This is a genomic window from Nonomuraea fuscirosea (assembly GCF_035917475.1).
Classification (GTDB): domain Bacteria; phylum Actinomycetota; class Actinomycetes; order Streptosporangiales; family Streptosporangiaceae; genus Nonomuraea; species Nonomuraea fuscirosea.
This window is the reverse complement of record NZ_CP109074.1, coordinates 9,723,067-9,746,084: the sequence shown is the minus strand read 5'-3', so window position 1 is coordinate 9,746,084 and position 23,018 is coordinate 9,723,067. Positions and strand designations below refer to the sequence as shown.

Below are 23,018 nucleotides of genomic sequence, written 5' to 3'. Positions count from 1 at the left end.
GACTCGAACCACGAAGGGGGGAACCTTGCACCATAACGGTCTGCGCACCGCCGTTCTGCTCGGCGGGCTGTCGGCGCTGATTGTCGCGGTGGGCGCGTGGTTGGGTGGCGGCACCGGCGCGCAGTTCGCGTTCGTTCTCGCCCTGGTGAGCAACGGTGTCGCCTACTTCTTCTCCGACCGCATCGCCCTGTCGGCCATGCGAGCCAGACCGGTCAGCGAGGTCGAACAGCCCACCCTCTACCGCATCGTCCGCGAGCTCTCCACGGAGGCCCGCCAGCCGATGCCGCGCCTGTACATCTCGCCGACGGTGCAGCCGAACGCGTTCGCGACCGGCCGAAGCCCCCGCCGAGCTGCGGTCTGCGTCACGTACGGACTGACCAAACTGCTCGACGAGGCCGAGCTGCGCGGCGTGATCGGCCATGAGCTGTCCCACGTCTACAACCGCGACATCCTCATCTCCTCCGTCGCCGGCGCGCTGGCCACGATGATCACCTGGCTCAGCTACGTGGCCGTCTTCTTCGGCGGCTCCGACGACGACGAGGGCCCCGGCTTCCTGGGCGCCCTGCTGATGATGCTCCTCGGCCCCGTCGCCGCCACCATGGTGCAGATGGCCATCACCCGCACGAGAGAGTTCCAGGCGGACGAATCGGGCGCCAGACTCACGGGTGACCCGCTCGCGCTGGCCTCCGCCCTCCGCAAGATCGAGCTGGGCGCCCGCCGCCTCCCGCTCCCGGAGAACAGCCGCCTGACCTCGGCCTCCCATATGATGATCGCCAACCCGTTCAGCGGCTCCGGCCTCGCCCGCCTCTTCTCCACCCACCCGCCCACCTCGGAGCGAGTCGCCCGCCTGGAGCGGATGGCCGGCTACCGCCGCTGATCGCCACCGCTGCCGGCCGCCGCGACCCTTTTCAGAATCACCGGCAGATCTTCCGGATGAACGACCTCCTCGGTGGCCTCCAGCTCCGCGACACTCCACCACCGATACCCGGTCGTCGTGTCCTTCTCGATCTGCTCCATGTGCTCGAACGACACCGCCCCCGCCCCCGCCTCGCCATTCACCCGAATAGCGAAGAAGACCTGATCCTGGGTGAAGGCGTACTCACTCCACTCGAACTCGACCAGCGCCTCGGCATGCGGCCCGCTGAACTCCTCCACGGAGGCCCGAATCCCGACCTCCTCGTACAGTTCCCGCGCCGCCGCCTCCTGGGGCGTCTCATCGCCTTCTACGGCGCCCCCCGATCGTGAACCAGAACCGCCGTTCAGGCTGGGCCGGATCAAAGCCGTGCAGCAGCAGTACGCGGTCGTTCTCGTCAACGGGCAGCACACGAGCCGTGAACCGGCGCAGGGGGATCTTCGTCACGCCTACCGAGCATACGATCGAAACCCACTCAAAAGCAGCACATTACGGCCCCACGAACATCACCCGGAAGCCCGCGGCATGGGAGAGGACGACAGCCCCGGGACACAGGGGAGGCAGAGAGAAGAAGCCCGCCACGCATCTACACCGATAGATGCCGACATATAACGACGAAGTCCTCTTCGCTCCCCGTGCCCCGGATGCGCTCTCCGCGACGCTCGTGCCAGTTCGGAGCCGTACTGCATGCCCTGGCTGGCTAGCGGTAGTTCACGAACTGGAGGGCGATGTCCAGGTCCTTGCCCTTCAACAGCGAGATGACGTCCTGCAGATCGTCCTTCTTCTTGGAGCTCACCCGAAGCTCCTCGCCCTGAATCTGAGCCTTGACCCCCTTCGGCCCCTCATCGCGGATCATCTTGGAGATCTTCTTCGCATGCTCCTGATCGATCCCCTCCTTCAGGGCGACCGCCATGCGGTATTCCTTCCCCGAAAGCTTGGGCTCGCCCGCATCGAGCGTCTTCAGCGAAAGACCCCGCTTGACCACCTTGTCCTTGAACACGTCGAGCGCGGCGTTAGCCCGCTCCTCACTGTTCGCCTTGATCTCGATGTTGTTCTGCCCGGACCACTCGATGCTCGCCCCGGTGCCCTTGAAGTCGAATCGATGTCCGAGCTCCTTGACCGTCTGATTGAGAGCGTTGTCGACCTCCTGGCGGTCGATCTTGCTGACGATGTCGAACGATGAATCGGCCAAAGCACTCATCCTCTCAGCTGCGATGAATTCGGCCCGGCCCCGATACGCCCGGACCCAGCGAACGAGCCTAGCCAGCATCGGCCCCCAGTGCAGGACCCCAACCCCACACCAAGCCCTCCGGCTCCCCGTTTCACCACGATTCGCCCCACCCCCAACCCCCATTCACACCCCCCACAACCACAACATCCCCACCCCCACCCACCCCCTCCCGCAGACACGTCCAAGCCTCGAAGCGGCGCGCGCCGGCAACCCGCAGGCCCACGGCCACCCACCCCCCGTGCGCGCCCACCCCCACCGACTCGCCCAACCCCCTCACACCAAATCCATCGCCCACAGACCTCTCATGAACCGCCACTCACACGGACCTCACGACCACCCCGCCCCACCCGAACCCGAAGATCAACCGCTGGCCACAACGGATCACCTCTTCGGGACGAAGGCCGCGCGAGAGCCCTCCAACCCCTCCCTCCCCAAGACACGAAGCGATCAGGATCCGGCTCGGGACAAACCGGTGTCACGTGCACCCCCGAAGTCCGCTATTCTTCTGTCTGTCGCCGCGAGAGCGGATGGCACGGCAGGTTGCCCGAGTGGCCAAAGGGAGCGGTCTGTAAAACCGTCGGCTCAGCCTACGCAAGTTCGAACCTTGCACCTGCCACACGCAGTAAGCGCAGCTCAGAGGCCCTACGGGGCCTCTTCTGCTTTTCAGGGGTATGCAGCCGGATGCCGCTGTGAGCGGCCGTTTGTCGGTGGTCACGGGATATACGCGGGATGGATCCGGGGACGTTTCCCCAGGTCGAGGGCCATGATCCGGAGCATGCGCGGGATGACGAGGCCCCTGCAACGCCGAAAGGCCCCGGGGAAACCGGAGCCCTTCGAGTGGTGCCGTCCGTGATCTCATGCAGTGAGTACGTCCGCGATCCGCTGGTTGACGATCTCCTCCTGGCCGTCGATCAAGCGGCGGCGCGGCGCGCCGCCGTACCCCCGGCCCTCCGCCCGCCCGCCGTCCGGGCGTGCGGCCTGGGGGCCGGTCCCGGACGGCGGCGAGACACCGGGCCGGTCACCGCACGCCAGCCCCGCCGTACCAACCGAACGCCCCGGCCGGGGTTGCCGCGCCGCCACACAGATGCAGCCCTACGATCGCCACTGCATGGCCGGTCGTCATACGTGGTCGGGGGCGATCGACGATCCAGGGTTCGTTCCTCACCCTGGCTCACCGAGCAACGTGGTTGATCTCGGATGCCAAACTCCGCCGAAGCACCTCTGCGTGCCGCGCTCGCCGGGTTTACATCGGCGCCTGTGGAGAGGTGCAGCCGGGTGGAGATGGACGCCATCCTTCCCTGCCGCCGGAGGGCGTCAAGGGGTACAAATGTCTTTCATCAGGTCCCAGAAGGACCTGTGACGATTGGCGCCGGCCTTCCAGCCCGCGAGCAGCCACGCCTCCCACTCGCCATCGGAGGTCATAACGTGGGGGTTGAGGAGTAGGAGTCCGTCCCACAGCCCGACCAGAAGGGTGTCAGGCACATATTCGTTTCTGATGTTGTCGCTGCTCTGCTCCTTTCCGTAGACGAAGTAGAGGTCATCGGGCACGCTCGGGCGCTCTTCACTCATGGGCGAGGTCCAGGCTTCGACCGCTGAGGGCCAGACGTCACGGAGCCAGCCGACTTCCGCGACCGGTGCCACGGAGTACTCCTCGATGCCCCAGCCGTTGGAGAACAGGAGGAACTGCCGATAGCTCGGCGGCAGTCTCACACCCAACCGCTCTTCGAGTTGACTGACTTCAAATTCACTGGCCGGGGGGTGGAGACCGTGACCCGGCGGCAACGGCGGATGGTCAGGGCCTTCGGCCACCGGTTCATCCTCCGGCAAGAGATCAGACCATGGGTACGCGGCACTCATGGAGGGCGACGGTATCGGCCACGACTGACCTTTTGCGTGACGCTCCTGGGAGCCAAGCTGGGAGCCATCGGGCCGGACGACCTTGCACCGGGCCGGACTGATACGGACAGACGCCACGTGCGCGACCTGCGTGGCGAACGCGCCTGAACGCCCTCGCACATCGTTTGGGGACCTTGTGAACAGAAGGTCAGACCGTACCCGCTCGCGGCTGTCAGCGGGCCGCCAGGGTTGCAGTTTGAGTTGCAATACGAGGTCGTTCGGAGCCGTTCAGAATGGACCCCACATAGCCGCTGGCCTGCATTGAACGATGTGGAACGGCTGAAACTGGATCTTTCAATCCTTAGGTTCGGGTTCGAGCCGCCGACCATGCGGCCTGCGCGAGGCTGCGGTCACCAGCCTGGCGGCTCGCCGGAGCTATGGGAGAGTTCCGGGCCGTGTGCGGTGGTCGTACGGGATCGCCCTGCTGCTTTAGGCGACCTGCTTCGAGGAGGCCGTCCATGTGTTGCAGGAACCGGGATCACCAGTGGCGAAGCCTCGCTTGACCCAGTAGGCGATGCTCTTCTTCTTGCCGTAGATGACGGAGTCGGAGAACTGGCCGTAGAGCTCGGACACCTTCTTGGCGGACCGGCCCTTCAGCGGCCAGACGCTCCCGAGGAAAACTCCGGACAGGCAATCTCCCTGCAGGGCCTGACGCCGCAGTTGCTCCGTCCACTCCTCGTAGGAGTAGTAGCGGAGTCCTTCTTTCGCCTTCTGGATGCCGACCAGGCGCTGCACGTGGTGGCCATAGGCCCTTGCCGCTGTGTAGGACAGCCACAGATTGTCAGGCTCCCCGAGCCAGCTTCTGCCGAGCTGGTAGGTGATGCCGTCGGTCGCAGGGCAGTACCAGGACTGCGAGTCGTCGGCCGAAATCCTCATCCCACACCACCTCTTGGGAAGCCTCTTGACGAAGGTGACCTTGGCCTTCTCGAAGGGCACCTCGTTGGCGGTGAGGTGCTTGCCCCAGGTGGCGTCGAGGCAACGGAAGATCGCCAGGATGTAGGCCTTCGCGGAGACGGAGTCATTCGCCTTGATCGACTTCTCGGCGCACTTCGACGCGGGCAGCTTGCCGTAGCCGTAAAGGGCGTTTTCTGTGAGCTGAGGCTCGTTCTCGATTGGATACGCCGCAGCGGGGGTGCTTAACGCCAGCACTGAGACGCAGCTCAGGCTGGCGATGACGAGGAGTCTCACGGAGCGTGACAATACGGTCTAGACCATCCCGGGAGCAACAGTCAGCGATTACTATCAAGCGCCGATTTCTGTACTCATCCTCCTCGGAGGCCCGTCGGCGACCTGCGACGCCGCTACCCCACCGCACTGCGCAACGTCCGGCCTCCGAATCCGAGGTAGAAACCGCTGGTCCTCTGCAAGTGGGAGGCCTCTCTCCCCGAGAGATCCGCGGTTCCGGGGATGATCGTGACTGGCTCTGCCTCGCGGGATATGTGCGGGATGATCTTCCCTGGTAAGGGACGGGTGAGAGCTGTACCCCGAGGTCAGAGGCCTGATGAGGTCGGGAATGTCAGCCCGCTGTAAAACCGTCGGCTCAGCCTACGCAAGTTCGAACCTTGCACCTGCCACCAGCAGTAAGTGCAGCTCAGAGGCCCTACGGGGCTCTTCTGCGTTTCAGGGGTGTGCAGCCGGATGCCGCTCTGAGCGGCCCGTTGTCGCTGGTCCACCAATATACGTGCAATGATCTTGAGCGCGTTTCCGCAGGTCGGGCTACGGATTCGGCCAATACGCGGCCAAGACGAAGAGCCCCGGTGGTAGGCCGGGGCTCTGGATGCGGTTGGTACGTGGTCATGCGGCGAGGGCGTCGCCGATCCGCTTGTTGGCGATCTCCTGTTGGCCGTCGATGCACTTGGCGTAGACCCTCAGCAGGACATCGACGCTGTGGCCCGCTCGTTCGGCCACATCCGGGGCTGACACGCCCGCGTTGAGCCAGAGGGACACCGCCGCGTGCCGGAGATCATAGGGACGCTTGGCGAGCGGAGAGGCGACCTGGGCGGGCGTGAAGGCCAGGAGCCGAGCGGCCTGCCAGACCTCGGTGTACGCCGTTGAGGCGACGACCCCGCCTCGCTCACTGCGGAAGATCCGGCCGTCCTTGGCCGTTCCGTATTCGGCGATGTGCTCGCGGAGGATCTTGACCAGTTCGGGAGGGACAGGCACCGGTCGGACGTTTTGTCTGCCCCGGTGTTTGAGGCCGCGTTCCTCGTGTGCGTCCCTTGTGTCGGTCCACTGCGTGTTGACCTCGGGTCTAGACACGTCGATCGTCAGCCGTTCCCAACCTGAGGCGGGCAGGTGGCAGTCCTGAATGCGGAGGCCCACTGCTTCGGCCGGTCGAAGGGCGGCGTAGTACATGCAGGCGAAGAGAGCCATGAGCCGTCGGCCTCTGCCGCGTCGGCCCACGTAGGTCACTGCGGTCAGCAGTTCTTGCGCCTGGCGCGGGTTCACCACGACGCGAGGATTCACCGTCTCCGTGGTCTTGGGCGGCTTCCACTTGATCTTGTGCAGCGGATTTGCCGAAAGTTGTTCCAGCTCTACCGCGTACTCCAGGAGGGCGTGGAAGACGGCACGCTTGCGGCGATCGTCGTGGATGCTGCCGCCTTGCCATCGAGGCACAGCGTCAGGGCATGCAGGGCGAGCCGTACGGTCTTGGCTTCCTCCAAGCTGGCCAGGTCGAGCGAGGCCGCCTTCATCCAGCCCACGGCAGCAGTGTGCTGCTGTGGGACGGTCGGGCGCTTGTCTTCTGGCAGGAGGAGGAGCTTATGGAGAGCCGTGCGCAGCTCGCGAGCATCTGGGCGGCCCGCTCGATCCTTGGTCAGGGCGGGCAGGACCGTCGCCAAGGCATCGGACATGCTGTCCCGGCTCTTGGCCGTTGCATGTGGCCACTTCATCTCTATGAACGCCTGGGCGAACTCAAGCGGCGGCGCGCCGCGCCGCCGTACCTCCGGCCCTCCGCCCGCTCTGCCGTACCGACCGAACGCCCCGACCAGGGTTGCCGCACCGCCGCACAGATGCAGCCCTGACGATCGCCACTGCATGGCCGGTCGCCATACGGGGTCGGGGGCGATCGATGAGCCAGGGTTCGTTCCTCACCCTGGCTCATCGAGCAACGTGGCTGATCATCGAATTCGACCCCTGAACCGGCGGATTGCAGGGTGACGAGCCATGAAGCGGTAGGAGGTGCTCCGTTCCAGGCGAGGGTTTGCGAGGTGGCCAGTCGGTGGTGCGGCTGACGTGCCGACGTGGCATGTCGTCAGGGACCAAAGCTCCAGACGTTGCCGACGGGGCGCCCGCCGCGCCGCAGCACAGTGCCGAGAAGGCCAGTGAGGTCATCATCCACGTGGGCGAGAAGCTCGTCGCCGAAGACGCATAAGGATGCTTCCCGCCAGTTGCCGAACGTGCCCATCCGGAGGTCCTCGGTGACTTGGATGACGTGTTCATCGATGAGGTAGGCGTAGCTCATCCACGGGGGCTGCCCCGGCCCACCGACGCGGGTTGGGTCGATGCGAGAGCCGCTGATGTACCACTTGAGGCGGTAGAGCCGGTCGCCGGGCCGAGCGCTGGCGCGCAATCCGCGCGCGACGATCGCCTCCACCTCGGCAAGCAGCGAGTCGTCCGCGCGGTCGACGGCGTCGAGGTGCCAGGTGGCGGAGGCCGGAGGTTCGGCGAGTCCCCGATCGGCGGTCTCGTAGGTCACCTCGAACCGAGTCTCGAACCGCTTCCAGATCTCGTCATGCTCAGGATCGGACAGGAGCTGTTTCGCGGGGCGCTCCCGGGCTGGCTCACCGACGGGGGCCCAGCGGTAGGTGCTCACCCGGCCGATCTCATGGAAGCCTGCCGCGAGGTAGGCGGGGACCAAGGCGCCGACCGCTTCGGCGACAAGGTGACACGGTGTCCGAGGCCGATACACGTGCCGAATATCGCGCCATTCCGCCCAGGCGGCCGCGGCGTTGAGCAGTTCGGGGCGTGGGCCGGTGATTCCACCGATGGCCGCGAAGTCGGTGTCGGCCACTCGTTCGATCCAGAGTGCGTCCAAAATCCGCCCGTCGTACTCCAACACCAGGATCTGCATCTCTGATCCTGTTCCGCGGGCTGTCCCGTCGGCCTCCAACTCCGTGAGCGGCCTTCGCTGCTCTTGCGCGGCCGCGGCCATGCATCGTAGCCGCTCCCGTTCCCCATGGAGATAGGGCCGTATGCGCATGCCAGATTGCAGGACGTCGGGTGACGGGATGTCGGCGATGTCGACCGCCAGGAGGGTACGTTCCGATCCCGGGATGAATCCTGCATCTCGCAGCGCTTCGGCGAGCAGGGGTGAGTCGTGGGAATGGACTTTCCACTCGATCGGTTCGCAGCGTACGGCGAAGATCTCCTGTTGCCGGCGGATCAGCCCTGCCAGATCGTCGCAGACGAGACTGGTGAGATCGACGGTCCCGTGGGTGCCGTAGTGGGTTCGTACCAGTGGTCCATCCCGCTCGATCACGGCTCCCCACAGCAACTCCTGCGGCACCCTGCCCCGCAACTGGTTGTCGTACGCAGTCAGCAGCGCCTCAGCCACTCCATTCACGCGATCCACCCCTGATCAGTCTCGGCGACCATGTGCCACAGCTTGATCATCCCAACTGGCCTTGTGCGTTCGCACGTACATGGCCCTGCGCATTCATCAGTACACCGGCAGCGGCAAGATCTGGAATATATGCGGAACGATCTTTCTCTCTCGGCTCGCGCCAACTTGATCGTCCGGGCCATTAGCGGGCCATCAAAGGGGGTGACGAAGGGTAAGCCACGGTCACTCAAGAACGGCTTTTGCCTTGCTCAGCGCCCCTGTAGAGCTGTGATCGATCCAGTTCCCAAGCTGACAGCGCGAGTTCACATCCAAGCGAACAGGCGAATAGTTGACTTGAGAGGGCTTGCGGTGAGCTAGACAGCAGCGGTCTAGGCAGGGGCCGGCAAGTCAGGCTAAAGAGAGGCTGACTCGGCGAGCGTTGCTGCCTTGCCTTCCTCGAAGTCGGCTATCGCTCCCGGGTTTCGGTCGAAGTAGTCGTTCCAGAAACCAACTCGATGCCAACTCGAAGGTGCCACGCGAAGGCGGCCATCTTCGAGTGTCATCGTCCAGCGCGTGGGGATCCGCGGATCTACGGTTTCGAACATCGACGGGTTCCAGAGAGTGCCGGGGCTCTCGTCGCTATCGCCAAGGATACGGATGTAGTAGACCTCTGCGTCCGAATATGTTTCCAGGACGACGTATTGCCCGCCCACGTGCACGCCCGGATACGCATCCGTGGGTTCGCCCTGCGGGCTGATGATTCGAACGCAGCGTATGATCACTCGCCGATCGTATAAGTAGGTGCACCGAGGAGAGCAAGGCCCGGAACCGGCTCGGGAGTGAGCGTGTCACGGCCGAGAGGGGCGATCACCCGCAAGTCAGCGCGTCTTGGGGCCGAGGAACAGCGATCCACGTCTAATCCGTGGTTGCAGGCTTCACCCTGGAGCGCCTGCTAGCTCGGAAAGTCGGTGTCCCAAGGGTAGGTGAACCCTTCGGGCGCTACGCCCCAATGCTGGAGTAGGGCTTGGAGGTCAGCTTCGTCGGTGGCGACTGTGCGCTTGATCTCGTTGCTTCCGATGTCGTAGTCCCAGCCGTCGAGGCGCTCGATGACGTATTCGCAGTGTGTCAACCGGAAACTGCGTCTCTCGTCGTTACGTGTCCAGCCTTGTTGTTGGGCGGCATCGTCGGCGTCGGTTCGCAGCGGGCGGATCTCGATCCATGCTCGATACTCCGGCCGGCCCGCCTCGACTTCGGCGACGAGGGGTCTGCCAAGGCGAAGCGCGCTCAGTTTGTCCGTCGGGAAGCCTGCCTCAGAGCGTTGAGCCACAGGAGTCAGCCTCTCACGGGGGTGTCCGGGGGTTCGTGCAATGATCTTGCTGCTCTTGACGGGATGACAAGATGGCACCGCAGGTCAGAAGCATGGGAGTGATAGGAACGGTCACGCGCTGTAAAACCGTCGGCTCAGCCTACGTAAGTTCAAACCTTGCACCTGCCACACGCAGTAAGTGCAGCTCAGAGGCCCTACGGGGCTCTTATGCATTTCAGGGGTATGCGGCCGGATGCCGCTCTGAGCGGCGCGTTGTCGCAGGTCCCGGAATATGTCCGGAATGGATCATGGAGCGTTTCCCCTGGTCGGAGGCCATGATCCGGAGGATTCACAGAACGCGCGGGCATGGGACGCATTGGGAACGGCGAAGGGTTCCGGTGGCGTTCCGGGACCCTTCGGGGTGGTGCTGGTTGATCACGCGGGGAGGGCGTCCTCAATCCGCTTGTTGGCGATCTCCTGTTGGCCGTCGAGGCACTTGGCATAGACCCTGAGGAGCACGTCCACACCGTGCCCGGCTCGTTCGGCCACGTCCGGAGCGGGCACGCCTACGTTCAGCCAAAGGGGCACTGCCGCGTGCCTCAGGTCGTACGGACGACGAGCGAGCGGTGAGGCGAACTGAGCGGGCGTCAGGGCCAGCTTCCGGGCCTCTTGCCAGACCTCCGTGTAGGCCGTCAAGCGGCGGCGCGCCGCGCCGCCGTACGCCCCGCGCCGGCGTTCCTGCGCCGCGCTGCGGCCTGGGGGCCGGTCGCGGCGCAGACGCCGCGCGGGGCATCGCCATACGGCTACCTCGCCGTACTCGACATACCCGCCGACCATCGCCGCACCGCCGCTACAGCCCGTCTTGCTCTGTCCATGGCTTCGCGCTGCGTTGCTCGGTCAGCCGGTCCATGCGTGTCTGGTGGGCAGTCCCCCGCAGCCGACTTCGCCGACCGTGCTTCAGCGCCAGGCGGATAGCACTGTAGACGAGCAGGAACAACGCCAGCGCGGCGAGCGCCCAGCCCAGCAGGATTGAGGTGCCCAACAGATTCCGGACAGTCGGCTACATAAGCTGACAGAAGTCTGGAAGAGGTGGGTACGTGGCAAGGCGTCGCAGGCAGTTCTCGCCGGAGTTCAAGGAAGAAGCCGTCCGCATGGTGCTGGAGGGTGAGCGGACGGTCGCGTCGGTGGCGCGTGAGTTCGACATCAACGCCAGCACCCTGGGCAGCTGGGTGAACCGGCATCGGATCGTGAGCGCGCAGGACGAGCAGCCGCCGGTCTCTGGGCCGGAGCGGGCCAGGATCCGGGAGTTGGAGCGGGAGAACGCCGAGCTGCGCGAGAAGTTGATCTTCCTGAAAAAAGCAGCCGCCTTCTTCGCGGCCGAAACTCGATGACGCTCGCCAAGTACGAGCTCATCGACGCGGAGAAGGCCAGCCACAAGATCGCGCGGATGTGCGCCTGGCTGGGCGTGTCCCGCTCGGGCTACTACGAATGGCGCGAGCGGCCCGCCTCGGCCACCGCGCAACGCCGCACGCTGCTCAGTACGCTGGTTGCCGAGATCTTCGCCGGCTCGCACGAGACCTACGGCTACCGGCGGGTGCACGCCGCCCTGGCCCGCCGCGGTGAGCACTGCTCGGCCGAACTGGTGCGCACTCTGATGCGCGAGCAGGGCCTGGTTCCGGCGCAGGTGCGGGCGTTCCGGCCGGCCACCACCATCCAGGGTGACTACCGCGGCATCCCCGATCTGGTCGGCCGTGACTTCACGGCTGAGCGTCCGGGCGTCAAGCTGGTCGGTGACGTCACCTACGTCCGCACCTGGGAGGGCTTCCTGTATCTGGCCACGGTGATCGACTGCCACAGCAAGGCGGTGCTGGGCTGGGCGATGGCCGACCACTACCGCACCGAGCTGGTCACCGACGCGATCCGGATGGCCGCCGGCACCGGCCTGCTCCAGAGCGGCGCCGTGTTCCACAGCGACCGCGGCTCGAACTACACCAGTGACGAGTTCGGCCGCTTCCTGACCGGCCAGGGCATCCGTCGCTCGGTCGGCCGCACCGGGGTCTGCTGGGACAACGCGATGGCCGAATCGTTCTTCAGCGCGATCAAGAACGAATGGCTGCACCGCTTCGTCTTCACCACCCGAGCCAAAGCACGACGGCAGGTCATCCGCTACATCGAAGGCTTCTACAACCACCGGCGCCTGCACTCAGCCCTCGGCTACCGGCCACCCCTGGAAGTCCTCAACGAGTCCCTCTCACAACAAGCAGCCGCATAGGCTCTACGACCATAAGACGGCTGTCCGGAATCTTCGAGGCCCCTCAGATGGATAACCCGATTTCCATGGTGTAAAGCCTGCCGGATCTTGAGACCGTGGTCTATGCCTCCAGCGGAGACCTCAGGCCGGAGAGGCGCCGTGCCGTACATGTGGATAGTGGGTGGTTGGGTGAGTGTTTGATCATCTCTATTCGGAAACGCACGAGCTAATCGAGCGCCCCGACGGATCTTGCCACGCCGCCGCACGGATGCAGCCCTACGATCGCCACTGCATGGCTGGCCACCGTAGATTGCTGGGGGCGATCGACGATCCGTGCTTCGTTCCTCAGCCCGGCTCATTGGGCAAGGTGGTTGAGGTCCGATTCCGAGATGAGAGGCACGAACTGAAGGCTGACTCGTAGCAGCGCACCGTGAATGGGCTATCTGGGGAACAGATTCAGCGCGGGAGCGTGGGCCGGGCGGACCACGGAAAAATCGCGAACGTCGATCGTCATCACGTCGGTGACGCGCATCCGTTCCGCCACGGCCACCACCGAGGCATCGGCGGCGCCCAAAGGTAGGTCGTGGTACCGCTCAACGAGGACCGCGATCCTCGCGAGATCCGCGTCTGTGAGATCGACGAGCCGGAACCAGCCGGACTCGAGTAGCCGGAGAAACGCCGCTTCCGCTTTGGCCCCACCAAGCTTGCCGATCATGTAGCTGCTCTCGCCGGCCACGAAGCTGGGAACGAGGAGTGGCCGGGCGGCGTTGCGGAACCGCGTGAGCTCCTGTAGGCAGCGCTCGTGGTGCTTGTCATCCCGGAAGGTCGCGGCCACGATCGGGCCGGTGTCGACTACGATCACGCTTCGTGACCGTAGCCCTCCCTGAGGATTTCTTCCACCTGTTCCGAAGCGTCGCTCCGTCCCGCTTCGAAAGCGCCGAAGAGGGTCGGCACGCCGCTGGGGCCGAGCTCCGGTTCCCCAGGCTGTGAGTGGACTAGCCGGAGGAGCCGCGCGCGCTCTTCACGCACCTGATCTGGCCGGAGCTGGTCAACCAGCCGGTGAAGATCGTCGTACTCTTCCTGTGGCGCCGTCATACTGTCGAGTTTACGACGCGACCGGTGCAGGAGTCGCGCGCCGATCGCGTCGCGTCGCGAGGATGGGCACGTGCAAGATCCGGAATATGCACGGAAGGATCATCGCCGAGGGGTCAGCGTGCACCGGGCGAACGCCCAGGTCGGACAGTCAGCCACGGCGAGAACGTCGATGCCCTGTAAAAACGTCGGCTCAGCCTACGCGAGTTCGAACCTTGCACCTGCCACGCCAGCGGAAAGAGGCCCGTCACCAGCGGAAACGCGGTGACAGGCCTCTTTCGATGTGTCCGGCCGTCGACGGCTGACACCGGCGCTCTAAGGTTGATCGTTTCCTATACGTTCTAAGCGATCATGGCTGGTGGGCCGCGGCCTTGGATGCCTGCGGGCGTCGCCTTGCTCAGCGTGAGGTCTGTGGCGGCGTGGGGCAGCGGCGTACTCGCTCTTCGTTCCACACGAGTTCAGCGCCGGGTGAGGGGCGCGTGGCGATTCTCTTCCAGGTCTGTGTGCCCTGGTAAGGGTCGTGGAGCTGGACTTCGGCGGCGGACAGCCTGGGCGAGGCGGTCACGATGAACTGGCAGCACCAGGCGACAGGACGCCCGGGATCACGCGGGCCGGGGCGGCCGCCTCCCAGGTGCTGTGGCGGCGGACGCCGGGTGCTGCCATGAGGCAAGCTTGCGGCCGCGCGGACGGGGCTCAGCGGCTGAAGAACGCGAAGGTGCGGGCCTTCTCCTCCGGGGTGCCCATCGGGATGATCGCCAGGTCAGTGGCGCCGGCCGACGCGAACCTCTCGACGCCCTTCTCGACCTCGTTCTCGTCACCGGCGATGAGCAGCTCGTGCACGCCCGACAGGCCCTGGCGGTCGAGCACGGCGCGGTAGGCGGCGAGGTCGCCGGCGATGCCCATCTGCGCGTCGAGCTCGCCGCGCACCCGGTCGGGGTCCGAGGTGATGCAGACCATGGCGGGGGCGAACACGCGCGGCGCGGGTCGTCCGGCCGCCTCGGCGGCGGCGGTGATGCGGGGCAGGACGAAGTCGCCGATGAATGGGGCGCCCACCCAGGTGAGGATCGTGCCGTCCGCCAGCTCGCCGGCGATGCGCAGCATCACGGGGCCGAGCGCGGAGATCAGCACGGGCGGGGGCTCGGCGCCGGGCGCGGAGATCTGGCCGGTGACCGACAGCGTCTCGCCTTGGAAGTCGACGGGCTCGCCGCGCAGCAGCGGGCGCAGGGCGGTGAGGTATTCGCGGACGTGGACGGCCGGGCGGTCGTACGGCACCCCGTACATGGCCTCCACGAAGTGCTTGTGGCTCGGGCCCAGGCCGAGGGTGAAGGTGCCGCCGCTGATGGCGTTCGCGGCGAGGGCCTGCTCGGCCATCGCGTACGGGTGCCTGGCGTAGGTGATGGCCACACTGGTGCCCACCTCCATGCCGGGGTTCAGCCGGCCGGCCAGGCCCGCCACGCTGATCGCGTCAAGCGAGGCATATTGATTGAAGAAGGCGCTCTCGAACCCGGCCTTGCGGGCGGTGCCCACCTGCTCCAGCAGGGTTTCCAGGTTCGCGCCGCCGGTGGCCACGGCGATGCCCAGTTTCATGTTGGCGTCCTAAGGTGAAGGGGAGATTCCGGTTCCGCTCCTGCACGGTACACTAACCTGAATCCAAGATTCATGTTAAGGAGATGAACAGATGATGCGGGCCGATGCGCGGCGCAATCGCGAGCGCATCCTGATGACGGCGCTAGAGCTGTTCACCGAGCGCGGGCCCGGCGTCTCGATGGAGGAGATCGCCCAGACCGCCGGCCTGGGCGTCGGCACCCTCTACCGCCACTTCCCCGATCGCAGGGCCATGGTGGAGGAGCTGGCGGAGATCACGCTGGAGGGGCTGCGGACGCACATCCGCGGCCGGCTGGAGGAGCGGCCGGAGACGTACTGGGCGCTGCTGCTCGACGTGATGAACTACTGCGCCTGGCAACCGCTGACGCTGATCGCGTCGCTCGCCGGGTCGGCGGCGGTGCCGCCGTCCTGCGCGAAGCTCTGGGACGAGGTCGGCGAGCTGCTGGCGGAGATCGCCGGGCGGGCGCAGCAGGAGGGCTCGATGCGCCGCGACCTCACCCCCGAGCAGGCCGTGGGCGTGCTGTACGCCACCGTCTGCCGTCCCGCCTCGCGCTTCGACGGCCCGCTGACCACGGTCGTCCTCGACGGCCTGCGCGCCACGGCTCACCAGGAGCCATAGCCGCCCACCGGCCGGAAGCCTTGAAGGGTGCCGCCGGCGGAGCGGCGCCCGGCTCCGCACGAGCCGAGCCGCTCGCGGGCGGTCAGCCCCCTGCTTCACATCCGGCTGTCTACGGCCGAAGCCAGCCAACTGCGGCTGATCGTCCCCAGCGCGTTCCCATGAGATCTTGTCCTGAAGCGCTGGATTCACCCCCACGGGCATGGGACTGCCCCATGGCCGAGCGACCTCAGGGCTCTCGTGGGCTCATAGGCCGATGTTGGACTTGGCGCCCATGTAGGAGCCGGCCCCGGGCCAGCCGTTCTGCGCCAGTTCGACGAACCGCGGGGAGAACCCGAGGGCCGGCAGCTCGGTCACCGGGACGAACCGGACGCCGCGGATCGGGGTGGTGTCGGCACCGTCGGCGACGGCCGCCACGCTCCCGCCGACTCTGGTGGCCTTGAACGTCATGTGGATGACATGGGTGCCGTTGCCAGGGAGGTGGTCGCATACGTACAGCAGGTGGTCCACCCGGATGTCGAGACCTGTCTCCTCGCGCATCTCGCGCAGCAGCGCGCCTGCGATGGACTCGCCCGGCTCGACCTTTCCGCCGGGCAGCGACCATGAGCGGCCGGTGTCGGTGTCCTGGTCCAGCAGCAAGATCTGACCCTCTTCGATGACCACGCCGGTGACGCGCACCTTCATGGGAGCAACGTATCCCAGCAGGTCACGGCCGAGGAGGGAATCGGGCCGATGCAGGTGTGATCGCCGTCGGCGGGCTGGGCACCCAGGTCCATGAGTGGGTGCGCCATTTGCCGAAGGGTGGCTGCCCGCCGCAGAGCGGTCGGGCGCCGTCCATCTGCTGCAGGAGATCGCCGCGCTCGGTCCGGCCCGAGCGGTGATCGTGTGGCACCCCGTAGGGCTTCGGCCAGGCGGCCCAGCTTCGAGGGCTATGCGGGGAGCAGGGTGAAGGCGCCGCCGTGAGCTGGTCGGACCGCGGAAAAGTCGCGTCCATCTACCGTGAACACCTCGTTGACCTTGAGACGCTCTGCTGTAGCGAGACTGAGGTGTCAATTGCACCGAGTGGAAGTCCGCATGCTGCTTGACCAGCGCAGCAGCTCTGGAGAGGTCACGCTTGGTCAGCTCGACGAGTGTGAAGACGTCCGACTCAAGAGCGCGGAGAAACGCAGCCTCCGGCGCGGCGCCGCCGAACCGAGAGATCATGTAGCACACTTCCGCTGTGACGAGGCTGAGGACGAGGACCTCGTGACGCGCGTCGTGCAGGCGCTGGAACTCGCGGACACAGCGTTCATGATGGGCATCGTCAGCAAGCGCGGCGGCCACGAGCGGGCCGGTGCCGACGACGATCACTCCTCGCGCCCGAAGCCCTCAGCAAGGATTTCCTCGGTACGGGCGGATACGTCCGAGCGGCCGGCATGGACGGAGCCGAAGAACGCCGGAGGCCACCCCCACGGCGGGTTCGCCACCAAGCTCCGCCTGTCGGCCGACGGTCGCTGCCGGATGTTGTCGCTGGTGCTGACACCGGGTCAGTACGGCGAGAGTCTGCAGTTTCGTCGGCTGTCGGTTGTTCGGTCAGCTGACGGTGGCGGGTTGGGCGGACAGGAGGGTTTGCGTCCAGCCTGTGGTGTCGACGGCACCCTGGCCGCGGAGGTCGTCGCCCCGGCCGTCGTAGGGGTTCTCGTCGTCGTAGCGGAAGAGGGAGCCCTCGTTCCGGTGGCCGTAGTACATGCCCCCGCCGGGCGACAGGAGATGCTCGATGAGCTGCCAGGTGGTGTCGCGAAGCTGGTACCTCTGCCAGGAGCCGGCGCCGTTGATCCGGTAAGAGATCAGCCTGCCGTCAGTCGTTGTGCCGAGAATCCAGCCAGGGCCGGTGGCGGTCAGGGTCTTGAGGGTGAAACCGTCACCGATCTTGATGTTGCCGCTGATATCGCTGATCGTGGGCTTGGCCGCGTTGATGGTGTAGCGGCGCAAAGTGCCGCCGGCGATGCCGAACAGGTGGCCGCTGCCATCGTAGGCGAGGAGGTCGTGGGTGTAACCGGGGCCGAGATAGACCGGCCGATCGAAGGTGAGGCTGCCGCTGTCGCTCTGGATGTCGACCCGGTAGAGCCGGCCTTCCCGCCCGTCCTCGGTGACCAGGATGGTGTCGGAGTCCAGCGTCGCCATCGCCTTGGGGGTGAACCCCAGAGTGGCTGTGGACACCACAGCGCCATGCGTGCGCTGTCCGGTGGCGGCATCGACGGCGGTGTAGGTCAACTTGCCGTCTGGCAACGCCCCGTAGATCGAAGCGGTCTCCTTGGAGGAGGAGGCGGGGTTCTGCGCATGGGTGAGGGTTTCCCAGCCCAGGAAGTGCGACGTCGCCATGGGGCGCTTCCGCTCGACCCACTTGGCGGCGTAGGGGAAGTCGTCGTAGCCGAGCCGGTTGTGCAGCGCGTTGTAGCCGACCTCGTAGTGGTTGCCGAGGTCGGCCTTGACCTTGCCGCCGCACAGCCAACTGGGGACTGAGCCGCCGAGTTGTATCTTGGCGTGCAGGTCCATCGCGCGGCGCAGCCGGTGCTTGGCCGTCGCATACAGGTCTATGTCCTGGTGGTGGGCCGTCTCAGCCACATGGGAGATGGCCGCGAGGCCCCAGCCGGTGTGCCAGAAGTCGCGGCAGGTCTCCTGGGTCAGGCCGTCCACGAACTTGGTCTGGCCGTGCCAGTATTCGATGATCTCGGCCTTGGTGTTGTACCTGCTGCCCGGCGGAGCTTTGGGAATCGACCCGTCGGTGGTGAGGTAGATGTAGGCGGGCAGCCTGCCGCGCCAGGTCGCGACCGCCTTGTTGAAGGAAGTCCGGTCATCGAGATGTACGGCAATGCCGATGGCGGCATCGGTCATGATCAATTCCCAGTTGCCGTTGTTGTCGGGCCGTCCGGCGAGCAGCGTCGGGAGGTACACGGTGCGAAGCTTGCTCGCTAACCGGCCGGCCTGGCTCCAGCCGCCGCCGTAAGTGTGCTTGATGAGCTCGGCCGCCCGGGAGAAGTTGGCGCCCGCCCAGCCGGTCTGCAGCGGCGCGTTGCTTCCGGTGTGCTTGGTGATCACGGCCGACCAGGCGTCCATGATCTGGATCGCCTTCTTGGCGTAGCGGGCGTCCTTGCTGAGGTACCACCGCAGGGCATGCGTGTAAGCCGCCATCGCGTCCTCACGCTCGTCCGAGCAGCCGTTGTCGGGAATGGAACTCGCGCCGCAGTTCACGTCGGCGCGGGGTTTGGCCGGGTAGGACAGCGAGGCGAAGGAGCTTTTCTGCAGGGCGTCCCAGGCTGACTTCCAAGGCTCCTTGTCGAGGTTGGCCCTGACGAAGTCGAGCTGGGCACGGCTGACCAGGACACCGGGGTGCTTGAACCCGGCAGCCTGTGCGGGCTGCGGAACAGCCAGGGCGGCGGCCATGAGCATGACGGCGGCAACAGGACGAGCGAGACGCACGGGTTCCTTTCCGAAGGGGCTGGATGGACGGAGCGCGGCGTAGCTAGGGCTTCGGGTGGTCGGAGTCAGAGGGCGCATGGAGGTGACGAAGGCGCGCGGGGCGGGGCCTTCCAGCGGGTGGCCGACGTTCGCGGGCCCTGACTCCTGGGCCGAGCTCATGAGCGCCTTGGCCATGGCTGGGGTACGGCGCGCCAGCACCGCGCATGGAGCAGACGCACCACCTGACCCGCAACCACGGCTTGCCGCCAGAACATCTGCTCGGCCAGGCTCGCTACGAAGATCACAACGTGCGCCGAACGACGATCCCGGAATCCGGCCATCCAGCTCAGGAGCCGTCTACTAGTTCGTCCACTTGGCCTTGCAGCGGTACTTGCCGTCGAAGAAGGACGCCTCGTAGGTGTACCCCTTCTGCAACGTCATGCCCCGGCTGTAGTGCGTCTCCCCTGAACCCAGGTTGACGTTCAGCTGGCCCATGCCGACACCGTTCTTCAGCGACTTGAACGTGCCGGTGCGCCCCTTGGTCATACGGCCCCAGACATAGGACGTGCCCTTGTATGTGCCTGTGCGCACCTGGCACTTCAAGCCCACCGGCCCCGACCAGACGGTGTCGGTGTCCCGGGTCTTGACGTTGCTCGCCTTGCTCGGGTCGTCGAGGCCGCTGGAGGCCTGGGCGCCGGGCGCGTAGACGGTGAGTCCGACGGCCGCGGCGGCCAGGCCGCTCACGACGGCGGTGATCCAGCGGGTACGCTTGGTCGTCATTGGTCTCCCCAAGAGTCGATTCTTACGAACGGGTTGACCCTAGGGATCGCCGGTATGTCTGCGGTATATCAAGCCTCAGAGCTCGATCGCGTTCTTGACACGGTCGACCGTGCTCTCGGCGCAAGGACCCACAGCACTGCCATATGCACTCAGCCCGCAGCATGAGGACCGCACCGCAGCCGGCTCAGCCGGCGTTGTCTCCGAAGTATGGACGGCGGCGCTGTCGCCACCATGGCCAGTCAGGTGATGCGCGAGCGTCAGGAGTCGTTCGAGCGATAAAACTCCTGTCGATCGGAAGCACCAAGCCGTAAAGGGACGGCTTGGCCCAATCGGGGAGTGCGGCGAGTATCCGCTCAAGGTCTCCGCGTGGATCGATTTCCCAAGAGCATCCAGGACACGAGCACGTGGGCGGGAGCTGGGTCGTAGTGCCAGGAATGACATCCTGGATCCAGGCCAAGAGGGTCGCCGCCACCTCGCCCGGTTGCAGGATCGTGTGTTCAAGGGTGATGACCGCGGCCATAGGCCGGGCTGTGAGGCCGGGGACTTGATGGAGAGAGGGTCGGTGGGTTCCGCACCGCAACCGTCGTGCGCGAACCACGGAAGGGCGCCTACGCGGCATGGCCCTTTCTGATCATCGTCATGATGCCGATGATTCCATGCATTGAACGACACAGTGCGAGCATCGGTCATGGCCGGCAAGCCTACGGTCACGAACTGACGTTTTCGCCGACCGGCTGAAAGCCCGAATGCCGGCGGCTCAGGTGTACTGGTTGTCGCGGATCGGGCTGATGTCGTAAACCCACTGGCCTGGTCGGAAGTTGACGGCCACCTGCAGGTAGAGCTTCGATATGGACTTCGAGCCGCTGCGGATGATGGTTCCGAAGTTGCTGCCGTTGTCGGCGCAGCCGTTGCGGTCCCACTTCCAGGCGCTGTGCCCGGTGGTTCCGTCGGTGTGTTTCCACCAGATCCGGGCCCGTACCGGAAGGTTGTCGCCGGGGCAGATGTCGCGCACCGTGAAGTTCCGAAAGACGACCTTCTTCCGGTTGACGAAGTCGACGGTCGCCCGGACGGAGCCGCCGCCGTGGCCGCGCACGGGGTTCACGCGTGCGGAGGACACTCCGTCCTTCGCCTGTGCCGGGCTTGGCACCAGCAGCCCGCTCAATGCTGCGATTCCCAGTACGGCGCCCAGAATGCGTGTCTTTTTCAACAGTCCTCCAGCAAGGGTTGGTTCGGTTGGCCTTGGGGCGTGAACTTGAGTCCTCCGCGTAGCCGGCGGGGGAGATGTCCGTGGTGTCGCCTCGTGGCGGATCGCGACGAGAGACGGCGATCGATGGTGCGGGGCTCTGTCTGAGCGTCAGGTCCCGAAGGTGAACGGCCCGCGCAGGTCGGTGTCTCGCCCGCTCCAGTAGCTCTCGTGGACGGCCCGGCGGCCGGTCGCGCGAGAATGGCGTCCGCCAACGCGACAGCGACGCCGACGGTGACTGTTTCTGTGCGGGTCGATCGTTCTTCCTTTTCTCACACGGACATCAGTCCTCGAGGCTTCGTCATGCTCGGACTCCTCGGACATGAGGAATCCCGGCGGCCCGAGGTTCGCTGGAGTGATCGTTGCACGCGTCGGTAGCACTGTGGAATACGACGGGAATACGCCTGGTCGGCCGGCATCAAGAGATGACTCGCCCGCCATCTCGCGCTCCACTGCGGCAACGACACGAAGGGACAAGCTCTCGTTCCGGGATTCGGCCGAGGCTTACCGCACCGATCGGCGGATCGCGGCACCAGCACCCACCGGAAGAAGCGCATCGCCCTTTGGCAGATCGGTGCGGCCTGAGCGATGATTTTTGCGCGCGGTGCTGGTCTGTACGCCGAGTACCGTCTCACGGGAGGCTGACGCCATGCGGAAATTGACCTTCGCCATGAACGTGAGCTTGGACGGCTACGTCGCCGCGCCTGGCGACGATCTCGGCTGGGGTGTACCGAGTGACGAGTTGTTCCAGTGGTGGTCCGACCGGGTGGGGTCGACCGGTCTGGCGCTGTACGGGCGCAGGTTGTGGGAGGGGATGAGCTCTCACTGGCCGACGGCCGACCAGCAGCCTGGCGCCACGCCGGCGGTGATCGAGTACGCCGGCCGCTGGCGGGACATGCCGAAGGTGGTGTTCTCCTCGACGACCCGTACGGTCGACTGGAACGCCCGTCTGGTGACCGGTGACGCGGTCGCCGAGATCACCCGGTTGAAGGCCGAGGACGGTGGGTCCATGGACATCGCCGGTGCCACACTCGCCGCGGCGGCCATGCGGGCGGGGCTGATCGACGAGTACGTGCTGGTCACCGCGCCGGTCTTGGTGGGTAGCGGTACGCCGTTCTTCACGGCCTTGGACAACTGGGTGAACCTGACCCTGATGGAGACTCGGACGTTCCCCGGCGGGGTGCTTATGACCAGGTACAAGACCAAACGCTGAATACTCGGCCTCGGATCGGCCCGTCCTTGATCGTGAGGCCGGGCACGGAGGAGCAGGTGCCGTGCATGATCTCGGTCTATCACCTCGTGTGATGAGAAAGCCCGGCCCCGGATTCGTCGGCAACGCCATCAAGTCCTGGTACGTCGACCGGCTGAAAACCTGAGTGTCAGCGGCTCAGGCGTACTGGTTGTATCGGTCCGCGCTGAACGCGAAACCCCTGATTCCGCCTGATCGGGCGTAGACCTGCAGGTGCAGGTAGACCTTCTTTATGGGCTTGGTGTCGGTGCGGATGATGGTTCCGAAGTTGGTGCCGTGGTCGCCGCAGCCGTTGCTGTCCTTCATCCAGGCGCTGTGCCCGGTGGTTCCGTCGGTGTGAATCCAGACAACCCGGGCCCTCACCGGAGCGTTGTCGCCGGGACAGAGGTCGCGCACCGTGAAGTTCCGAAAGATGACCTTCTTCCGGTTGACGAAGTCGACGTTCGCCCGGACGGACCCTCCACCGTGCTTGCCCCAGCCATTCAGGCGGGCGGAGGACACTCCGTCGGCCGCCGCCTGCGCCGGGCTTGGCACCAGCAGCCCGCTCAATGCTGCGATTCCCAGTACGGCGCCCAGAATGCGTGTCTTCAACAGTCCTCCAGCAAGGGATGTTTCGGTTGGCCTTGGGGCATGAAATTCAGCCCTCCGCGTGGCCGGCGAGGGGAAGAGAATGTGCGAGGTGGCGGATCGCGATGAGAACGGCGATCGATGCTGCGGCTGGGCTCTGTCTAAGCGTCAGGTCCCGAAGGAGAACGTCCCGCGCAGGTCGGTGTCTCGCCCGCTCCAGTAGTTCTCGTGAACGGCTCGGCGGCCGGTCGGGCGAGAATGGCGCTCGCCACCGCGGCTGCGACGCCG

23 protein-coding genes and 1 tRNA gene are annotated in these 23,018 nt (G+C 65.8%); 6 read left to right on the top strand and 18 right to left on the bottom strand.

Annotated features, from left to right (window positions below):
• Window positions 1–25: 25 nt before the first annotated feature.
• A complete protein-coding gene (gene htpX / locus OIE67_RS44630) occupies window positions 26–877 on the top strand; it encodes a zinc metalloprotease HtpX (protein WP_106246322.1) in 852 nt (283 codons plus the stop codon).
• Here the strand turns inward: htpX and OIE67_RS44625 are convergent.
• The 3 genes from OIE67_RS44625 to OIE67_RS44615 form a co-directional block, all read right to left on the bottom strand.
• Window positions 865–1,278, bottom strand: coding sequence for an NUDIX domain-containing protein (locus tag OIE67_RS44625; RefSeq protein WP_326631926.1), 414 nt, complete (start codon window positions 1,276–1,278; stop codon window positions 865–867). The two genes, htpX and OIE67_RS44625, sit on opposite strands and share 13 nt — an antisense overlap.
• Window positions 1,214–1,360, bottom strand: coding sequence for an NUDIX hydrolase (locus OIE67_RS44620; RefSeq protein ID WP_326645830.1), 147 nt, complete (start codon window positions 1,358–1,360; stop codon window positions 1,214–1,216). Before OIE67_RS44620 ends, OIE67_RS44625 begins: the two co-directional genes overlap by 65 nt.
• Before the next feature lie 253 nt (window positions 1,361–1,613).
• Complete coding sequence (locus OIE67_RS44615; protein ID WP_326631924.1) at window positions 1,614–2,114, bottom strand: YajQ family cyclic di-GMP-binding protein; 501 nt, start codon at window positions 2,112–2,114, stop codon at window positions 1,614–1,616.
• Window positions 2,115–2,678: 564 nt separating this feature from the next.
• On the opposite strand from OIE67_RS44615, the gene OIE67_RS44610 reads away from it, so the two are divergent.
• Window positions 2,679–2,760 (top strand) — tRNA-Tyr (locus OIE67_RS44610).
• 698 nt (window positions 2,761–3,458) lie between these two features.
• Here the strand turns inward: OIE67_RS44610 and OIE67_RS44605 are convergent.
• The 3 genes from OIE67_RS44605 to OIE67_RS44595 form a co-directional block, all read right to left on the bottom strand.
• Complete coding sequence (locus OIE67_RS44605; protein WP_326631922.1) at window positions 3,459–4,001, bottom strand: SMI1/KNR4 family protein; 543 nt, start codon at window positions 3,999–4,001, stop codon at window positions 3,459–3,461.
• A gap of 468 nt (window positions 4,002–4,469) precedes the next feature.
• Entirely contained in the window at window positions 4,470–5,228 is a 759-nt protein-coding gene (locus OIE67_RS44600) for a neutral zinc metallopeptidase (protein ID WP_326631921.1), read from the bottom strand.
• Window positions 5,229–5,834: 606 nt separating this feature from the next.
• On the bottom strand, window positions 5,835–6,656 hold the full coding sequence (locus OIE67_RS44595) for a tyrosine-type recombinase/integrase (protein WP_326631919.1): 822 nt from the start codon (window positions 6,654–6,656) through the stop codon (window positions 5,835–5,837).
• Window positions 6,657–6,667: 11 nt separating this feature from the next.
• Between OIE67_RS44595 and OIE67_RS44590 the strand changes: the two genes are divergently transcribed.
• On the top strand, window positions 6,668–7,063 hold the full coding sequence (locus tag OIE67_RS44590) for a hypothetical protein (RefSeq protein ID WP_326631917.1): 396 nt from the start codon (window positions 6,668–6,670) through the stop codon (window positions 7,061–7,063).
• Window positions 7,064–7,293: 230 nt separating this feature from the next.
• Here the strand turns inward: OIE67_RS44590 and OIE67_RS44585 are convergent, their stop codons facing one another.
• The 4 genes from OIE67_RS44585 to OIE67_RS44570 form a co-directional block, all read right to left on the bottom strand.
• A complete protein-coding gene (locus tag OIE67_RS44585) occupies window positions 7,294–8,595 on the bottom strand; it encodes a DUF2716 domain-containing protein (RefSeq protein ID WP_326631916.1) in 1,302 nt (433 codons plus the stop codon).
• A gap of 401 nt (window positions 8,596–8,996) precedes the next feature.
• Entirely contained in the window at window positions 8,997–9,365 is a 369-nt protein-coding gene (locus OIE67_RS44580; RefSeq protein ID WP_326631915.1) for a hypothetical protein, read from the bottom strand.
• 170 nt (window positions 9,366–9,535) lie between these two features.
• Window positions 9,536–9,910, bottom strand: a complete 375-nt coding sequence (locus OIE67_RS44575; protein ID WP_326631913.1) for a hypothetical protein — start codon at window positions 9,908–9,910, stop codon at window positions 9,536–9,538.
• A 414-nt stretch (window positions 9,911–10,324) separates the two neighbouring features.
• Window positions 10,325–10,726 (bottom strand): site-specific integrase, encoded by a 402-nt coding sequence (locus OIE67_RS44570; RefSeq protein ID WP_326631911.1) that lies wholly within the window; start codon window positions 10,724–10,726, stop codon window positions 10,325–10,327.
• A 260-nt stretch (window positions 10,727–10,986) separates the two neighbouring features.
• Here OIE67_RS44570 and OIE67_RS44565 point away from each other — a divergent pair.
• Window positions 10,987–12,161, top strand: a protein-coding gene (locus OIE67_RS44565) for an IS3 family transposase (RefSeq protein ID WP_326631470.1) whose coding sequence is annotated in 2 segments (ribosomal slippage) — window positions 10,987–11,247 and window positions 11,250–12,161 — 1,173 coding nt in all. Because the reading frame shifts where the segments join, the coding sequence is not laid out codon by codon here.
• Between the two features lie 418 nt (window positions 12,162–12,579).
• Here OIE67_RS44565 and OIE67_RS44560 read toward each other — a convergent pair.
• The 3 genes from OIE67_RS44560 to OIE67_RS44550 all read right to left on the bottom strand — a co-directional run bounded on the left by OIE67_RS44560 (window position 12,580) and on the right by OIE67_RS44550 (window position 14,819).
• Window positions 12,580–13,002 carry a type II toxin-antitoxin system VapC family toxin gene (locus tag OIE67_RS44560; RefSeq protein WP_326631909.1) on the bottom strand — a complete coding sequence of 141 codons (423 nt, stop codon included), beginning with the start codon at window positions 13,000–13,002 and terminating at the stop codon, window positions 12,580–12,582.
• Window positions 12,999–13,235, bottom strand: a complete 237-nt coding sequence (locus OIE67_RS44555; RefSeq protein ID WP_326631907.1) for a hypothetical protein — start codon at window positions 13,233–13,235, stop codon at window positions 12,999–13,001. The genes OIE67_RS44560 and OIE67_RS44555 overlap by 4 nt, the downstream gene beginning before the upstream one ends.
• A 690-nt stretch (window positions 13,236–13,925) precedes the next feature.
• Complete coding sequence (locus OIE67_RS44550; RefSeq protein WP_326631906.1) at window positions 13,926–14,819, bottom strand: TIGR03564 family F420-dependent LLM class oxidoreductase; 894 nt, start codon at window positions 14,817–14,819, stop codon at window positions 13,926–13,928.
• Window positions 14,820–14,910: 91 nt separating this feature from the next.
• Here OIE67_RS44550 and OIE67_RS44545 point away from each other — a divergent pair, with 91 nt between their 5' ends.
• The gene (locus tag OIE67_RS44545) at window positions 14,911–15,456 is read left to right on the top strand and encodes a TetR/AcrR family transcriptional regulator (RefSeq protein WP_326631904.1); all 546 of its coding nucleotides are present in this window, start codon (window positions 14,911–14,913) and stop codon (window positions 15,454–15,456) included.
• Between the two features lie 243 nt (window positions 15,457–15,699).
• On the opposite strand, the gene OIE67_RS44540 is transcribed toward OIE67_RS44545, so the two are convergent.
• The 4 genes from OIE67_RS44540 to OIE67_RS44525 all read right to left on the bottom strand — a co-directional run bounded on the left by OIE67_RS44540 (window position 15,700) and on the right by OIE67_RS44525 (window position 20,878).
• Window positions 15,700–16,137, bottom strand: coding sequence for an NUDIX hydrolase (locus tag OIE67_RS44540; protein WP_326631902.1), 438 nt, complete (start codon window positions 16,135–16,137; stop codon window positions 15,700–15,702).
• An 888-nt stretch (window positions 16,138–17,025) separates the two neighbouring features.
• Window positions 17,026–19,086 (bottom strand): alginate lyase family protein, encoded by a 2,061-nt coding sequence (locus tag OIE67_RS44535; RefSeq protein ID WP_326631900.1) that lies wholly within the window; start codon window positions 19,084–19,086, stop codon window positions 17,026–17,028.
• 165 nt (window positions 19,087–19,251) lie between these two features.
• Window positions 19,252–19,671 carry a hypothetical protein gene (locus OIE67_RS44530; RefSeq protein ID WP_326631898.1) on the bottom strand — a complete coding sequence of 140 codons (420 nt, stop codon included), beginning with the start codon at window positions 19,669–19,671 and terminating at the stop codon, window positions 19,252–19,254.
• A gap of 757 nt (window positions 19,672–20,428) precedes the next feature.
• Window positions 20,429–20,878 (bottom strand): hypothetical protein, encoded by a 450-nt coding sequence (locus OIE67_RS44525; protein ID WP_326631896.1) that lies wholly within the window; start codon window positions 20,876–20,878, stop codon window positions 20,429–20,431.
• Window positions 20,879–21,563: 685 nt separating this feature from the next.
• On the opposite strand from OIE67_RS44525, the gene OIE67_RS44520 reads away from it, so the two are divergent.
• Complete coding sequence (locus tag OIE67_RS44520; RefSeq protein ID WP_326631894.1) at window positions 21,564–22,127, top strand: dihydrofolate reductase family protein; 564 nt, start codon at window positions 21,564–21,566, stop codon at window positions 22,125–22,127.
• A gap of 174 nt (window positions 22,128–22,301) precedes the next feature.
• On the opposite strand, the gene OIE67_RS44515 is transcribed toward OIE67_RS44520, so the two are convergent.
• Window positions 22,302–22,754 (bottom strand): hypothetical protein, encoded by a 453-nt coding sequence (locus tag OIE67_RS44515; RefSeq protein WP_326631892.1) that lies wholly within the window; start codon window positions 22,752–22,754, stop codon window positions 22,302–22,304.
• Window positions 22,755–23,018 lie beyond the last annotated feature (264 nt).

What these genes read in the sequence shown, in the direction of transcription:
- OIE67_RS44615 (WP_326631924.1), bottom strand. Translation starts at nt 2,114, where the DNA reads ATGAGTGCTTTGGCCGATTCATCGTTCGACATCGTCAGCAAGATCGAC.
- OIE67_RS44605 (WP_326631922.1), bottom strand. Translation starts at nt 4,001, where the DNA reads ATGAGTGCCGCGTACCCATGGTCTGATCTCTTGCCGGAGGATGAACCG.
- OIE67_RS44590 (WP_326631917.1), top strand. Translation starts at nt 6,668, where the DNA reads ATGCAGGGCGAGCCGTACGGTCTTGGCTTCCTCCAAGCTGGCCAGGTC.
- OIE67_RS44570 (WP_326631911.1), bottom strand. Translation starts at nt 10,726, where the DNA reads ATGGTCGGCGGGTATGTCGAGTACGGCGAGGTAGCCGTATGGCGATGC.
- OIE67_RS44555 (WP_326631907.1), bottom strand. Translation starts at nt 13,235, where the DNA reads ATGACGGCGCCACAGGAAGAGTACGACGATCTTCACCGGCTGGTTGAC.
- OIE67_RS44550 (WP_326631906.1), bottom strand. Translation starts at nt 14,819, where the DNA reads ATGAAACTGGGCATCGCCGTGGCCACCGGCGGCGCGAACCTGGAAACC.
- OIE67_RS44545 (WP_326631904.1), top strand. Translation starts at nt 14,911, where the DNA reads ATGATGCGGGCCGATGCGCGGCGCAATCGCGAGCGCATCCTGATGACG.
- OIE67_RS44540 (WP_326631902.1), bottom strand. Translation starts at nt 16,137, where the DNA reads ATGAAGGTGCGCGTCACCGGCGTGGTCATCGAAGAGGGTCAGATCTTG.
- OIE67_RS44535 (WP_326631900.1), bottom strand. Translation starts at nt 19,086, where the DNA reads ATGGCCAAGGCGCTCATGAGCTCGGCCCAGGAGTCAGGGCCCGCGAAC.
- OIE67_RS44530 (WP_326631898.1), bottom strand. Translation starts at nt 19,671, where the DNA reads ATGACGACCAAGCGTACCCGCTGGATCACCGCCGTCGTGAGCGGCCTG.
- OIE67_RS44520 (WP_326631894.1), top strand. Translation starts at nt 21,564, where the DNA reads ATGCGGAAATTGACCTTCGCCATGAACGTGAGCTTGGACGGCTACGTC.